Raw genomic sequence first — 13,277 nt, forward strand, 5'->3', positions numbered from 1 at the left:
AGTCGAAAAAAGGTGATTTTTGTCAGCTTTGTAACCAACTGGTAGTTTCACGAAAAAGTATCATTAACCGGTATAAATAGTGAGGGCGTTTTCATTGATCCTACGTCTGTACATCCGAAGAAGGTCAGGTTCTGCGCCAACAGATACTATTGAGTTGACTATACTAAAAAAACAAAGCCGAATCAATATGATTCGGCCGGGTACAAATGCGTAATAGAGAGGTTGTTAATCTTCGGGAAAGGGAATATAAACGAAGCCGGCAAAATCGCCGTGAACAACAAACAGACAGCAATATTCGTCGGCAGGTTTGTAGTTCTCCTTCCAGAGTTCCAACGATTCCGGGCTGATGAGTTCACGCTGAACGAACTCATCGACAAACGAGGCTTTATAATTCCATTTGTTCTCCAGCTCATCAGCCGCAATCAGTGTTTGCCCAAGAGGAATCTCACGACGTGAGGCAACAAAAATGGGGAATTCTGAAAATCCACGTTTCCTGATCTGATAGGAAGCTTCTTTTAGTTGGTCAGCCACCTTCACGAAATCAGACGAGATCGTGCCCATCAATTCTCTGTTGACGTCGTACGAATTGGCGTCGTCAAGCAGTGTATTCTCGTTGCTGTGGTTTATCATGAAAAGTAGTTTTCGGTTTTTAGTTTACGGTTGGCTGACGCATGCTTGTTAATACCGGCCTGGCGTTCTAGGGCCCAACACCACGGAGAACCCGACACCACGTAGAAACACGATCTGGTTTAAAACCGGGCGGCCAGCAAGAGGTCTAAATCTTTGAAGCGCATGTTGAACTTGCGCGCGATGTAGGCGTTGGTAAGCGTGCCCTTGTGTGTATAAACACCTTTCATAAACCAACGGTTCGCATACATCATCTGTTCGATGCCGCCAGTTGTGCCGGTTTCCAGTAAAAAGGGCAGGAAGATGTTGCTAAGGGCCATACTAGCCGTGTAGGCGACGCGGGCCGCAATATTGGGTACGCAGTAGTGAATAACGCCCATATGTTTAAACGTGGGCTGTTTGTGGGTCGTCATGCGGGAGGTTTCGAAATTCCCCCCCTGATCAATCGACACATCAATAATAACCGAGTCGGGTTTCATGCGGCCAATCATTTCTTCGGTTACAACGACCGGGCTCATGGCATCATCGGCCCGCATGGCGCCAATAACCACGTCGGCCCGCTGAATGGCTTCGGCCAAGGTGTCGGAGTCGATAATGGAGGTGTAGACGTGCTGCCCAACCGCGTACTTAAGCCGCTGAAGTTTGTACAGATGTTTGTCGAATACTTTTATATCTGCACCCATGCCAAGGGCTGTACGAACGGCATATTCAGTAACAGTTCCGGCACCCAGCATCACTACTTTCGTGGGTGGAACGCCCGTAATGCCGCCCAATATAATGCCCCGGCCGTTGTCGGCATTGCTCAAATACTCGCCCGCAATGAGCATGACGGTGCTGCCTGCAATCTCGCTCATCGAGCGTATTACTGGCAAGTTACCGCCCTGATCTTCAATGAATTCGTAGCCAAATGAGGTGAGATTTTTACTGTTTATTTTCTCGAAATAGGCCCGGTCATGAACAGGTAAATTCAGTGCAGAGATGACGGTGCTACCCGACTGGACATGGTCAAATTCGGCGTCGACCAAGGGCTCTACTTTAAGGATGAGGTTGGCTTCGTAGACTTCTTTTGGCGAGGGAGCAATCTGCGCTCCGGCTTCGCTATATTCAGTATCTGAGAATTTGGCTTTCTCGCCTGCGCCCTGCTCAACGATCACATTATGACCATTTCGCACCAGAATAGCTACCGCTTCGGGCGTGAGCGCGATCCGGTTTTCCTGAAGCGAAACTTCTTTTGGTAAACCGATAAGCAGGCTATTCCGGTTGGTCTTTACCGCCAGCGGAGATTCTTTCGGGTAGAGGGCCGTTTGTTTGGCCAATTCCTCAAATCCAGTCACTTTATGTTTGTTATTGGTTATTGATTTCTAGTTATTGATTATTGATTGATGGTCTATTCAACTAATAACTAATGACTTATCACTAATAACTAAAAACCAATAACTAGTCCACAAATTTCGTTTCCACTGTTCGGCGACCATCTTCATCCGCCGAAATATGCACCTGATAATACGAAGCGGGCCAAAGCGAGGTGATACGCTCCGGCCATTCGATAAAGCAGAAATTGCCCGAATCCAAGTACTCTTCAATACCAATGTCCAACGCTTCGGCTTCATTCCGAAGCCGGTAACAATCGAAATGGTACACCGAATGCCCTTCGTGGGTGGTGTATTCATTCACAATCGAAAACGTGGGACTTTGTACGATACTGACAACGCCCAATGTTTGGCAAATGGCTTTAATGATCGTGGTTTTACCGGCACCCATATCACCCTCAAACAACCACACCGACTGTTGTCTGCCATCGGCCAGTAATTGGCGGGCAACCGTGTCAAGTTCGTCGAGATGGTCAAGATGCAGAATCATAGGGGCTTTCAGTAACAGCCCGCAAAGATAGGCATTTTTAGGCGGTCCATTTAGTTCGCATAGGGCGACTTAATAGCTTATTCGCTTCGGCATCGCCCAGAAATTGCTCGGTTTTTGGATTCCAGCGCAGCGTCCGACCGAGTTGATAGGCAATGTTGCCCAACGTACACACCGAGGCCGTTCTGTGGCCTACTTCAACATCGGAGATCGGATTTTTTCGGCTCTTGATGGCATCCAGAAAGTCTTTGTAGTGGTTGTCGCTAAAGTAAACGTGCTTCTCACTTTCGCCGATGACCTTGTCTTTCAGGCTCTCGGGTGTGGTGGTCAAATTGCCCCGGCTTACTTTTACTTCGCCTTCGGTACCGATAAACTGGCAGAATTGCGACCCTTCTACGGGTGTATGGTGCATGTCAACACCGTTTTCATAGCGATAAACCAAACCCTTTCCTTCTTTGCCCGGACGCATTTCTACCGGGCCGGAGTTGTCCATGTCCAGTCCCCATTGGGCAATATCGAACATGTGCGCACCCCAATCGGTCATGCCCCCGCCCCCGAAATCGCGAATATCGCGCCATTGGCCCCAGTACGTAGCGGTCAGTGAAGGATCGAGCACATTGTTGTAAGGCCGCTCAACGGTATTTGGGCCGAGCCAGGCATCCCAGTTAAGACCGGCAGGAACGGACTCAGCAGTCAGATTGAATTCGTGTGGCGGGCCGCCAACGTTGACATTGACTGTTTTTACTTGCCCGATATACCCATTACGAACCAGCTCCACGGCCTGCCGAAACTCTTTCCACGAACGCTGCATATTGCCCGTTTGGAACACACGCTTGTATTTGCGGGTGGCATTTACCATATCACGGCCTTCCTGAATGGTAAGCGACAGTGGTTTTTCGCAGTAAATATCTTTTCCGGCTTTGGCGGCCGCTATGGCTATGGGGCTATGCCAGTGGTCGGGGGTAGCGATCACGACAGCATCAATTCCTTTGTTATTCAGCAACTCCCGATAATCGTTGTAGAGCAAACAACCGTTATACGATTCCTTGTCCGCCTTTTCGGCGTAATGTTTATTGATAACCTCTGCGAAGGTGGCTACTTTAGGCTTATCGACATCGCAAATGGCCATAATACGGGCATTATTCTTCAGGAACTGTCCGCGCAACCCGGCACTTTGCTTGCCCAAGCCGATAAGACCCAGCGAAATCTGGTCGCTGGGAGCCAGAAATCCACGACCCAGCACATGACGGGGAACAATAGAAAAGACCGCCAGTCCTGCGGCTTGTTTCAGGAACGTTCGGCGGTTATTGAGAGCAGATGATTCGAACATGAGCTTACAGAGTTGAACAATGAAAAGTGGGTAACAGGCAAGCTATACTTGCCCATTACCCACTAAGATTTACACTGTTTACCGTAAACCGACTACAGGTTAATTGTAGCCGGGATTCTGGGTCAGCGTTTCTTTGCCATCTTTTTTACTGTTGAATATTTCCTGGATCGGGATTGGGAAATATTCGTGCTGGCCTTTAATGAACTTCACTCCGTTCAGGTAGTTTCGTTTGGTCGCTTCGGTCGTATAATACGTGTTCAGCGTCTGGTCGGCGACGCCCCAGCGAACGAGGTCGAACCGGCGATGCCCCTCCATGCCAAATTCCAGCCGTTCTTCAAACTGAACCGCTTTCCGGGCCGTGGCCTGATCGGTCCAGGCCGTGGTGTATTCCTTGATTACATAGTTGGCGGCTGCGGTTCCGTCGGCATTTTTCACGAACCCGTCTGGATTCGCGGCCCGCCGACGAACCTGATTAACATAGCCACGTGCCTTGTTCAGATCGCCAACTTCTGTTTCAACCTCGGCCAGCCACAGCAATACGTGGTCATAGCGAATCATGCGGTAATTATTGGCATTCAAACGAGGGTTACCAGCGAAGGTATTTGTCCCAACATCCGACTTGTACATCACGTGCTTTTTTGGTGAGAAAGGGCCACCATAGGATTGATCGCGTACATATGCTTTGCCCGGATGAACGCCCCAGTCCAGATACGGAATACCCCGCCGACCAACGGTCCAGTCGAGTCGGGGGTCAACGGTTCCGACATAGGGTGTAAATGGAGCCGTTGATTCGACACCCACGTCGCTGGTCACATCCGAAGCATTAAATGTGTCGATGAGCGGCAATCCATTCGCGTCGGTTTTGAAGGCGTTTACCAGATTCTGCGATGGCTGGAAAAAGCCGCAGCAGGTTGTTACGCCACCGCCACCGTAGGGATAGTTCAGCGTAGAGCCGATGTTGCCATTTTCTCCATTCGGTGCGCCATCGTTAACTGAATACTGAACCTCGAAAATAGACTCGGCATTGTTGTTGGTTACTGCTTTGAAGTTGTCATGATACCGGTCCACCAGTTTATACTGACCGCTGCCCACAATGGCTTCGAGCAGGGGTTTGGCTTCAGCATATTTTTTCTGGAACAAATACGCTTTACCGAGAGTGGCTGCGGCAGCCCATTTGGTTGGACGACCAACCTGCGTTTGTTTAGCTGGCAGCACATCGTAAGCCGCCTTAAGATCAGCCAGGATATTTGGCCAGATATCGGTGCTATTCGGGATTTTCGTGCTTTCCAGGTCGTTCGGATTGTAAATCTTCTCGTCGATGTAAGGCACCATATTGAACATCTTTTTCAGTTCTAAATGGAAATGCCCGCGCAGGAATTTGGCTTCGGCAATAACCTGCTGCTTCTCGGCATCGGTCATATCTTTGGCAACGGCTACGGCCTGTAGTACGTCGTTCGACCGCGCGATACCGTCGTACATTCCCCGCCATTTTCCCCGAAAGTAAATGTTGTCGGACTGAATATTGCCTTGCTCGATCAGTGAAATAGGCGGCTGGTCACCAGCAATCGTCCCTTTGTAGGCGTCATCACTGGCCACACTGCCATACACCCAGTTGTCGGCCCCAACGTTGTAGGAGCGATAGGCGCCTTCGGCAGTGGCCCAGCCATCCAGCAGCGAGTAAGCGCCAATCAGTAATGCATTGACGCCCGTTTTGTTTTGTAAAACACTGACGGCCAGCGCAGCTTTGGGCTGCACGTCCAGAAACTTGTCGGAGCAGGACGTCGCCACTGCCAGACTTAGCGCGATTATAAATAGTGTTGTTTTTTTCATGTCTTTGAATGGAAATGGAAAATGTAAAATGTAAAATGTAAAATGGATAACTGGCGAATCAGGCCACTGACCATAGTCATTATTCATTACTCATCATACATTATTCATTAAAAAGCTAGATTCAGACCTACCAATACCGTTTTCGCTACTGGGTATGATCCGCCATCAACGCCAATCTGGCGGTCGTTGCCCGACGAATAAGCGCGCAGATTAACTTCGGGGTCCATGCCTGAGTACTTCGTTGCCGTGAACAGGTTTTGCCCCTGTATGTAAACCGACGTGGCCGATAAGCCCAGTTTCGACAGCAGTAACTTTGGTAGTTGGTACGTTAGCTGGATGTTTTTCATCCGGAAATACGAACCACTTTCGAGGTAGTAGGTCGACGGCTGAATACTAACCTGGTCGCTCGACCGAAGCTGCGGCAGGATGGCATCTGTTGCGCCGGGACGCCATGACTGATACAGCATCCGGCTACTGCGGTTGCCGCCAAAGGTTGGGAAATCTGTCCAGTACTTCGTGTAGTTGAAAATCTGATTGCCCTGAACACCCTGACCAAACAGCGTAAGCCCGAAGTTCTTGTAATTCAGATTTACATTCAGGCCATAGGTGAATTTGGGGTGCGGGCTGCCAATGATGCTGAGGTCTTTGGTATTGATAACCCCATCGCCGTTGATGTCGCGGAATTTGAACCGACCGGCCACATTTTCCGAAGCGGCATTGCCAAACTGTACAGGAGCGGCTTTTGCTTCTTCATTGGTCTGGAAAATGCCGTCAATTGTGTAGCCGAAGAAGGACGCGAGGGGCGAGCCCTGCTGCGTAACAACGAAGTTCTGAATCCGCTCGTCATTGATACCAAAGTACTGCGTGCTTGGGTCGCCGTTAGTTTTCGTAACTACGTTACGGTAGGTACTGAAGTTGGCTCCTACATTATAACTTAAACCGCTGTTACCGATTTTGTCGCCGTAGTTAATCATCAGATCAACACCCCGGTTGCGCATCGAACCGATGTTCTGAAAAGGAACCGTAGCCACGCCCTGCGTAAGAGGAGCCTGCACCGGGAAGAGCATATCTGAGGTGGTGCGGGTATACCAGTCGAAACCTATGCTCAGTTTGTTTTTGAGCAATAAGGCGTCGAAGCCAATGTTCAAACTGGTCGTGGTTTCCCACTTGGCTTTCGCGTTACCAAACTGCGTCAGCTCATAACCCGGAATGGCTGATGTGCGAGTGCCGTTGATGTCATAAAATGAAGTGGCCGGGTTGGTGCTGAACTGCGTATAGGAGTTATAGTTACCAATTTCCTGGTTACCTGTCTGGCCCAGGCCCGCCCTGAATTTCAGGTCATTAATGAGGGTGAGCGGCTTAAAGAAGTTTTCTTTGGATACACGCCAGCCGACACTGGCAGCCGGAAACACCGCCGACCGGAACTCGGGCGCGAAGCGCGAAGAGCGGTCGCGACGTACGGTCAGGTCAATCAGGTATTTATCGTCCAGAGCGTAGTTGAGTTTAGCGAATTCCGAAGCCAGCCGCCAGTTCGATGCGCCACCATTGTTGGTCTGCACCCCCGTACCGGCGCTGAGGTAGCGGTTTTCGATGTCGTCTACGGCGAAGTTGGTACGGCTGGCATCAAAGAACTCAAAATAGCTTTTGATCGACTCGGTACCCGCTATGACGTTGAAACGGTGGCGGTCTCCCAGATTTATGTTATAGGTCAGGGTGTTGTACCAGGTCCAGGTCCACTCGTAGCTGTTGTTAGTCGTTAAGGTATTGGAGCCACGCGCTTCGGCCGATTCGATGTCGCGAATCGTGTAGTTTCGGTAATTGAACAGGTTATAGTCAATACCGAAACTGGTACGAGCCGTCAGATTCGGGAGAATGTCGACCTCGGCATAGGCGTTGCCGAACAAGCGCATTTCCTTCTGTACATTGTCTTTGTTCCGATACAACAGTGCCATCGGGTTGTTGGCATTATCGAGATCGCCACCGCGCGTACCGGCAAAATTTCCGGCTACGTCATACACCGGAATGATCGGCTGAATCCGATAGGCAAACGAAACGGGATTGCTCTCGGCGTTATTGCCATTGGGCTGACCAATCCGTTCGCCATAGGCCACCTGGAAATTTTGACCAACACGCACGCGTTTGTTAATGTTGAACTCCGTGTTGGCCCGAAGCGAATACCGCTTATAGCCGGTATATTTCATGATACCGTCCTGATTGAAGTAGTTCAGCGACATGGCATACCGACCCGTCTCGCTACCACCCGAAACGCCCAGTTGGTGGTTCTGGATCGGAGCCGTTTTGAAAATCTCTTCAAGCCAGTTAGTGCCCGTTTTATTGGCTGGCGTAATCAGCAGAAATTTCGAGGAACTGATGTCGTTGTTGTAATTAACATACGTGCCGTCGGGGTTGCGGGCCAGGCGAGGGTCGCTGGCTGATGCGCCACTTGGCAGGACAAAATCAGGTATAACGGGCGTTGCGCCATTGCCAAACTGCGAATGAACGGGATTCCCGTTGGCACCCACCACACCAGAGTTAATCCGGGATTCCCAGATTAGCTGAGCGTACTCCTGTGTGTTGAGCATGTCGAGCAATTTGCCGTGCCGCTGCGAGCCATAGTAGGTGTCGTAGGTGAATTTAGGCTTACCGGCTTTTCCTTTCTTGGTCGTAATAATGACCACACCATTACCGGCCCGCGACCCATAGATAGACGCAGCAGAGGCATCCTTCAGGATTTGCATACTCTCAACATCATTGAGATTCAAGGTGTTAAGGTTTCCTTTGGTGGGTACACCGTCAATAACATAGAGGGGGGAGTTGTCGTTGATGGTACCGAAACCACGGATACGAACCATGACGCCACCACCCGGTGCGTTTTCGTTACCAACCTGTACCCCCGCCACGCGACCCTGAAGTGCCTGCCCAACGTTCGTTGCCGGAACGGACAGGAGTTGCTTGGTATCGACCGTAGCAACCGCCCCCGTAATGTCGCGTTTAGCCTGTGCGCCATAACCCGTAACAACTACTTCATTCAGCGTCTTGATGTCGGGAGCCAGGGCGATAGCCAGCGCAGTGCGCGAACCAATGGTCACCTCCTGCGAGGCATAGCCAATAGCCGAAATGGTGAGTACATCGCGATTTGCGGCTACGTTCAGTGAAAATTGCCCATTGGCATCTGTCACAACACCCGTTTGCGTTCCCTTTACCACGACGTTGGCACCGGGTAAACCACTGTTGTCGTTTCCGTCGGTAATACGACCGGAAATTTTGCGTTCCTGGGCAAAAGCACCCAGGCACAGAAGCCAACTGAGTATAAACAGAGGCAACGTGCGGTACGCTTGTCGTAAAGCGTGTTTCATCATGAGAATAATTAGAATTAGGTGAACTGAAATTGTGGCTACTACTTAAGTATTACTCCTTAAAGCCTCGATCAGTAGAATTCTAATTAATCCTTACAGTAGTATAATAAATTAATAATGTACAAAAAAAGCCTGCCTGTGAAAACAGGCAGGCTTGATGTTACTTAAATAATACAATTTGTTTAATAAGTCATATTTTCATGGCTTACTCATTCTAACTCAGTTGCAAATCATCGATTACTTTCTGCACTTTGGCTTTCAATTGCGCGTAAGTATCATCAAAGGCTTCTTTGCTTTCGAGCGGCTCTACCACACTAACGTAAAACTTGATTTTAGGCTCCGTTCCCGATGGGCGGGCAGATATTTTAGTGCCGTCTTCGGTAAAGAACTGTAATACGTTCGATGATTCGATACCCATTTTACCCGCTTCAATTGCCGCAGATTGACCACTTTTAGGGTCAAGACGAGTTAGCGCTTTATAATCGTCTACCCGAACGACAGCCGAACCGGCAATTGATTTTGGTGGATTAGCCCGGAAGTCGGCCATCATCTGCTGGATTTCTTCGGCACCGGCTTTTCCTTTTTTCGTGATCGACACCAGGGCTTCGTAGTAGAAACCGTTCTCTTGGTACATCGCCATCAGCATGTCAAACAGGCTCTTGCCCTGATCTTTAGCGTAGGCAGTCAGTTCGGCAATGATGGCGCAGGACGCAATGGCGTCTTTGTCACGGACAAAATCGCCGATGAGGTAGCCGTAACTTTCTTCGCCACCGCCAATGAACTGCTCTTTGCCTTCCAGTTCACGAATAACCTCGGCAATGTATTTGAAGCCAGTCAGAGTGTTGTAGCAGTTAACCCCGTAGCGTTCGCACATCTTGTCGATGAGGTCGGTGGTCACAATGGTCTTGGCCACAAACTCCTTACCGTTTAGTTTGCCCGCGTCTTTCCAGGCGTTGAGCAGGTAATAAATAATCAGGCTGGCCATCTGGTTGCCGTTCAGCAACTCAAATTCGCCGTGGTGATTGCGGGCTCCGGCGCCCACACGGTCGGCGTCGGGGTCGGTAGCCATAATCAGATCGGCGTTGAGTTTGTTGGCCAGATCGAGGGCCAGTTGCATCGCTGCCCGTTCTTCGGGGTTTGGCGATTTCACCGTTGGGAAGTTGCCATCGGGCGTAGCCTGCTCTTCGACAATGTGCACGTTGGTAAAGCCCAGCGCATCCAGAACACGGGGCACGAGCGTGATGCCAGTGCCGTGAATTGGCGTGTAAACGATGTTCAGATTTGCCTGCCGTTTAATAACGTCAGGATTAACGGCGTTCGATTTAACACGCTCGACATAAGGCGCGTCAATCTCTTCGTCGATCAGGTGAATCCGTTCGGGCACACCGTCAAATTTGATGTCCTCGACAGACGTAATCTTGTTAACCTCGCCAATGATGCCCTTGTCGTGTGGAGCCACTACCTGACCGCCATCGTTCCAGTACACTTTATAGCCGTTGTACTCGGGAGGGTTGTGCGACGCCGTCACGACAATACCACTCTGGCAACCCAGTTGCCGAATCGCAAACGAGAGTTCGGGGGTGGGGCGCAGGGCGCTGAACAGGTACACCTTGATGCCGTTGGCCGAAAAAATATCGGCTACCAGACGAGCAAACTCCGGGCTCATCCGGCGGCTGTCGTGGGCAATAGCCACGCTGATGTCTTCGCCGGGAAAAGCCGCATTGATGTAGTTGGAAAGCCCCTGCGTAGCGGCCCCAACGGTGTAGCGGTTCATGCGGTTCGAGCCAACGCCCAGAATACCCCGCAGGCCACCGGTACCGAATTCAAGATCGCGGTAAAAAGAGTCGGTCAGTTCGGTAATGTTGCCTGAGTCGATCAGGTGCTGGATCGTTTCTTTAGTAGCGGCATCGTAGTTGCCGCCAAGCCACTGGTCAACGCGTTGCTGAGTAGGGGAGTCAAGGGTTACTTCCATTGGTCAAGTGTAATAATTTGGGGTTTAGTAATTGAAGCCAGTCGTTTATCATTGGTAATGAACACATCGCATTGGTGAACGACTGCTGCACCAAGTTGCATAGAATCCATCGCTCTTAAACTAAGTAATTGTGTTTGTAGGATAAGTGCTTCGTGAATAATTTCGGCTGTGATCGAAACGACATTTATATGCGAGACCGAAATAAGCTCGTCAAATGCGCTTAATACATCCAAACGGTTTGCACGTAAGGGTTTTGTTTTAAACTCTAACCCGGTAAGAACAGAGGTTGTTACAACAACGGCGTGGTTTTGACAATAAATAAGAATGTCTTTTACAACAGGTGCAAATTGCAAATGACCTTCAATCAAGTAGATGAACGGGGCTGTGTCTAGAAAAGCTGATTTAAAACCGTTCATTAGATCGACTTTCATTTACATAAAGTTGTGCATCCTGCTCCCATACATTCTTGCCTACGCCGACATATTTATCAAAATTAATTTTGTCGATTACTGTATATACAGGTGTTGCCAACATTCGATCTACTAACTGATGAAGGAGTTTTAGCTTCTCATCAGGTTGCAGTTTATCTACCTCGTTTAAAATCGCGTCAACGGCTTCCATACGTTTAATGAGTTTATCGGCCAAAATTACAATTATACTAATACCTCACAAACTTACAGCCTAGTTTCACCCAATCATGCCTATGTAAACGTAGGGTAAAGCAAAAGCCATTCGCTTTGGTACTTTAGAGGCTCTATGTTGGGCGTTGGACTGCCAGCCCGGCGATTTGCTGGAGTATGTGCACGAAGCCGAGATCAATTCTGCCAGCCTTCCGGTTTAAACGGCGTTCGATTGTCGCCGGGAATACAGGGCGCCGTTATGGTTCGATCGGCTCCACCGGGCGTGAGCGGAACACCTGATCCAGCACTGGGTTGCCGACGAATTAAGGCGAAAAATAATTCATCCTCGAACTGGACAATGTTACCCAGATCATCATAAGACCCTAGTGGTATCGTTGTCGCATCTTTCTTATCGAGCCAGGTTCGGCTGGTCGACACGGCAGTGGCGGTAAAAAAACCAACGACGGCCTCGCGAGTGTTTGCCTGATTACGAATATTCCCAATCAGAGCCGTTGGCGGTGTATCGGCAAGGCCGCCCGAATTTTGGGTCTGTTGCCGGAAGAGATCAAAATACCGGTAGGCGTCTGGTGTAAGCGACAACTGGCGGAGAACAAGCAGAGCGGGCTGACGGGTGAGAAGCGGAACCTGAGCCACGTTGCGACCCGCGAGCAAACCTCCATTCGTAAGCTGGTCATCGAACAGACTGAGCGGATAGTTACGAATGATGTCCCAACAGGCCGTGCGGCATGCATAATCATTATAAAAATCGCCGTTGGGTTTTGATACTGGTTCAACACAATCTTCGACTCCCTTCTTAACTGTAACATATACACCGTTTTGGATATAAGACTGTTGTGTTGAGTCGATGTAAACGGTTCTATAGCAACTCCGGCACCATTTCTGTTTTTCATACAGTGTCCAGTCCCACCGATACCGATTTCGTTCATTGGGCGGGTCCTGTGTGTACAGGAGAATATCGTAGCCCGACCTGAAATTATTGGGATATAGACCCAGCGGTAAACTGGTTTTGTTAAAGACCACCTGTGCCCGATCAATAGCTGGTACTAGCGGCATGATCTGCTGGGTAGATGCGTAGTGTGTGCCGTTACTGAGTGTAAATTGAAGCTGATACGCGTGGCCGATCTGCCCCTTGAAATCGCTCGGTAATTGATACGTACCATCTACCGTCTCGTGACAGTCGATTACCTGGGCTGAATCAACAATGACCTGAACGACGGCTTTGGTGATGGGGAGTACACCAAACCGCCCGGTAAGCGGGTCCGCGCGGGACCGGTTTATGCGAATCACCTGGGGTTCAGCCAGATTGGTGACCGTTCCATCCACAACAATAATGTCTACCGTACCGCGCAGGATCAGTTCTTCCGGGTCGACACAGGAAAGTAATAGACAGATTACCGTTGCAATGGCGAGCAGACCTTTGACTGACGAATGCATAAACCATTGAGTTTAGTACTGATGTAATGCCAGTCAGCAAAAGGCTATACGTATACATATTTACTAGTTATCAACTGATAGCTTTCTTATCATTATTGGTCCCGCCAACCCGCTGGTGTAAAGGGCGTTCGGCTGGAGCTGGGAACGCAAATGGCCGTTACTGGTCGGGGAGGGCCACCAAAGAGCCGAATGTTGGGGTAGGGGTAAATTGGTTCGGGAATGGGTTGCCT

General features: G+C 49.8%; 10 protein-coding genes and 1 pseudogene. 1 reads left to right on the forward strand and 10 read right to left on the reverse strand.

What is annotated here, in order from left to right:
* Positions 1 to 225: 225 nt before the first annotated feature.
* The 9 genes from CWM47_RS18190 to CWM47_RS18230 all read right to left on the reverse strand — a co-directional run bounded on the left by CWM47_RS18190 (position 226) and on the right by CWM47_RS18230 (position 11,593).
* Positions 226 to 630: a hypothetical protein gene (locus CWM47_RS18190; protein WP_100989659.1), complete on the reverse strand. Its 405-nt coding sequence runs from the start codon at positions 628 to 630 to the stop codon at positions 226 to 228.
* 119 nt (positions 631 to 749) lie between these two features.
* A complete protein-coding gene (locus CWM47_RS18195; RefSeq protein ID WP_100989660.1) occupies positions 750 to 1,961 on the reverse strand; it encodes an alanine dehydrogenase in 1,212 nt (403 codons plus the stop codon).
* Positions 1,962 to 2,064: 103 nt separating this feature from the next.
* Positions 2,065 to 2,487 (reverse strand): tRNA (adenosine(37)-N6)-threonylcarbamoyltransferase complex ATPase subunit type 1 TsaE, encoded by a 423-nt coding sequence (gene tsaE, locus CWM47_RS18200; RefSeq protein WP_100989661.1) that lies wholly within the window; start codon positions 2,485 to 2,487, stop codon positions 2,065 to 2,067.
* Positions 2,488 to 2,524: 37 nt separating this feature from the next.
* Entirely contained in the window at positions 2,525 to 3,814 is a 1,290-nt protein-coding gene (locus CWM47_RS18205; protein ID WP_100989662.1) for a Gfo/Idh/MocA family protein, read from the reverse strand.
* Between the two features lie 99 nt (positions 3,815 to 3,913).
* Positions 3,914 to 5,644: a RagB/SusD family nutrient uptake outer membrane protein gene (locus tag CWM47_RS18210; protein WP_100993929.1), complete on the reverse strand. Its 1,731-nt coding sequence runs from the start codon at positions 5,642 to 5,644 to the stop codon at positions 3,914 to 3,916.
* Positions 5,645 to 5,751: 107 nt separating this feature from the next.
* Complete coding sequence (locus CWM47_RS18215) at positions 5,752 to 9,000, reverse strand: SusC/RagA family TonB-linked outer membrane protein (RefSeq protein WP_100993930.1); 3,249 nt, start codon at positions 8,998 to 9,000, stop codon at positions 5,752 to 5,754.
* Between the two features lie 214 nt (positions 9,001 to 9,214).
* A complete protein-coding gene (locus tag CWM47_RS18220; protein ID WP_100989663.1) occupies positions 9,215 to 10,972 on the reverse strand; it encodes a phospho-sugar mutase in 1,758 nt (585 codons plus the stop codon).
* Positions 10,963 to 11,403: a type II toxin-antitoxin system VapC family toxin gene (locus CWM47_RS18225; protein WP_100989664.1), complete on the reverse strand. Its 441-nt coding sequence runs from the start codon at positions 11,401 to 11,403 to the stop codon at positions 10,963 to 10,965. The genes CWM47_RS18220 and CWM47_RS18225 overlap by 10 nt, the downstream gene beginning before the upstream one ends.
* Positions 11,375 to 11,593, reverse strand: coding sequence for a hypothetical protein (locus CWM47_RS18230; protein ID WP_100989665.1), 219 nt, complete (start codon positions 11,591 to 11,593; stop codon positions 11,375 to 11,377). The genes CWM47_RS18225 and CWM47_RS18230 overlap by 29 nt, the downstream gene beginning before the upstream one ends.
* A 94-nt stretch (positions 11,594 to 11,687) precedes the next feature.
* Here CWM47_RS18230 and CWM47_RS18235 point away from each other — a divergent pair.
* Positions 11,688 to 11,813 (forward strand): annotated as a pseudogene (locus CWM47_RS18235) (helix-turn-helix domain-containing protein); the annotation flags it as partial.
* On the opposite strand, the gene CWM47_RS18240 reads toward CWM47_RS18235, so the two are convergent.
* Complete coding sequence (locus CWM47_RS18240) at positions 11,788 to 13,047, reverse strand: DUF4249 domain-containing protein (protein ID WP_100989666.1); 1,260 nt, start codon at positions 13,045 to 13,047, stop codon at positions 11,788 to 11,790. The pseudogene CWM47_RS18235 and the gene CWM47_RS18240 overlap by 26 nt on opposite strands.
* Positions 13,048 to 13,277 lie beyond the last annotated feature (230 nt).

The organism is Spirosoma pollinicola (assembly GCF_002831565.1).
Lineage (GTDB): Bacteria > Bacteroidota > Bacteroidia > Cytophagales > Spirosomataceae > Spirosoma > Spirosoma pollinicola.

What these genes read in the sequence shown, in the direction of transcription:
- CWM47_RS18190 (WP_100989659.1), bottom strand. Translation starts at nt 630, where the DNA reads ATGATAAACCACAGCAACGAGAATACACTGCTTGACGACGCCAATTCG.
- tsaE (WP_100989661.1), bottom strand. Translation starts at nt 2,487, where the DNA reads ATGATTCTGCATCTTGACCATCTCGACGAACTTGACACGGTTGCCCGC.
- CWM47_RS18205 (WP_100989662.1), bottom strand. Translation starts at nt 3,814, where the DNA reads ATGTTCGAATCATCTGCTCTCAATAACCGCCGAACGTTCCTGAAACAA.
- CWM47_RS18210 (WP_100993929.1), bottom strand. Translation starts at nt 5,644, where the DNA reads ATGAAAAAAACAACACTATTTATAATCGCGCTAAGTCTGGCAGTGGCG.
- CWM47_RS18215 (WP_100993930.1), bottom strand. Translation starts at nt 9,000, where the DNA reads ATGAAACACGCTTTACGACAAGCGTACCGCACGTTGCCTCTGTTTATA.
- CWM47_RS18220 (WP_100989663.1), bottom strand. Translation starts at nt 10,972, where the DNA reads ATGGAAGTAACCCTTGACTCCCCTACTCAGCAACGCGTTGACCAGTGG.
- CWM47_RS18225 (WP_100989664.1), bottom strand. Translation starts at nt 11,403, where the DNA reads ATGAAAGTCGATCTAATGAACGGTTTTAAATCAGCTTTTCTAGACACA.
- CWM47_RS18230 (WP_100989665.1), bottom strand. Translation starts at nt 11,593, where the DNA reads ATGGAAGCCGTTGACGCGATTTTAAACGAGGTAGATAAACTGCAACCT.
- CWM47_RS18240 (WP_100989666.1), bottom strand. Translation starts at nt 13,047, where the DNA reads ATGCATTCGTCAGTCAAAGGTCTGCTCGCCATTGCAACGGTAATCTGT.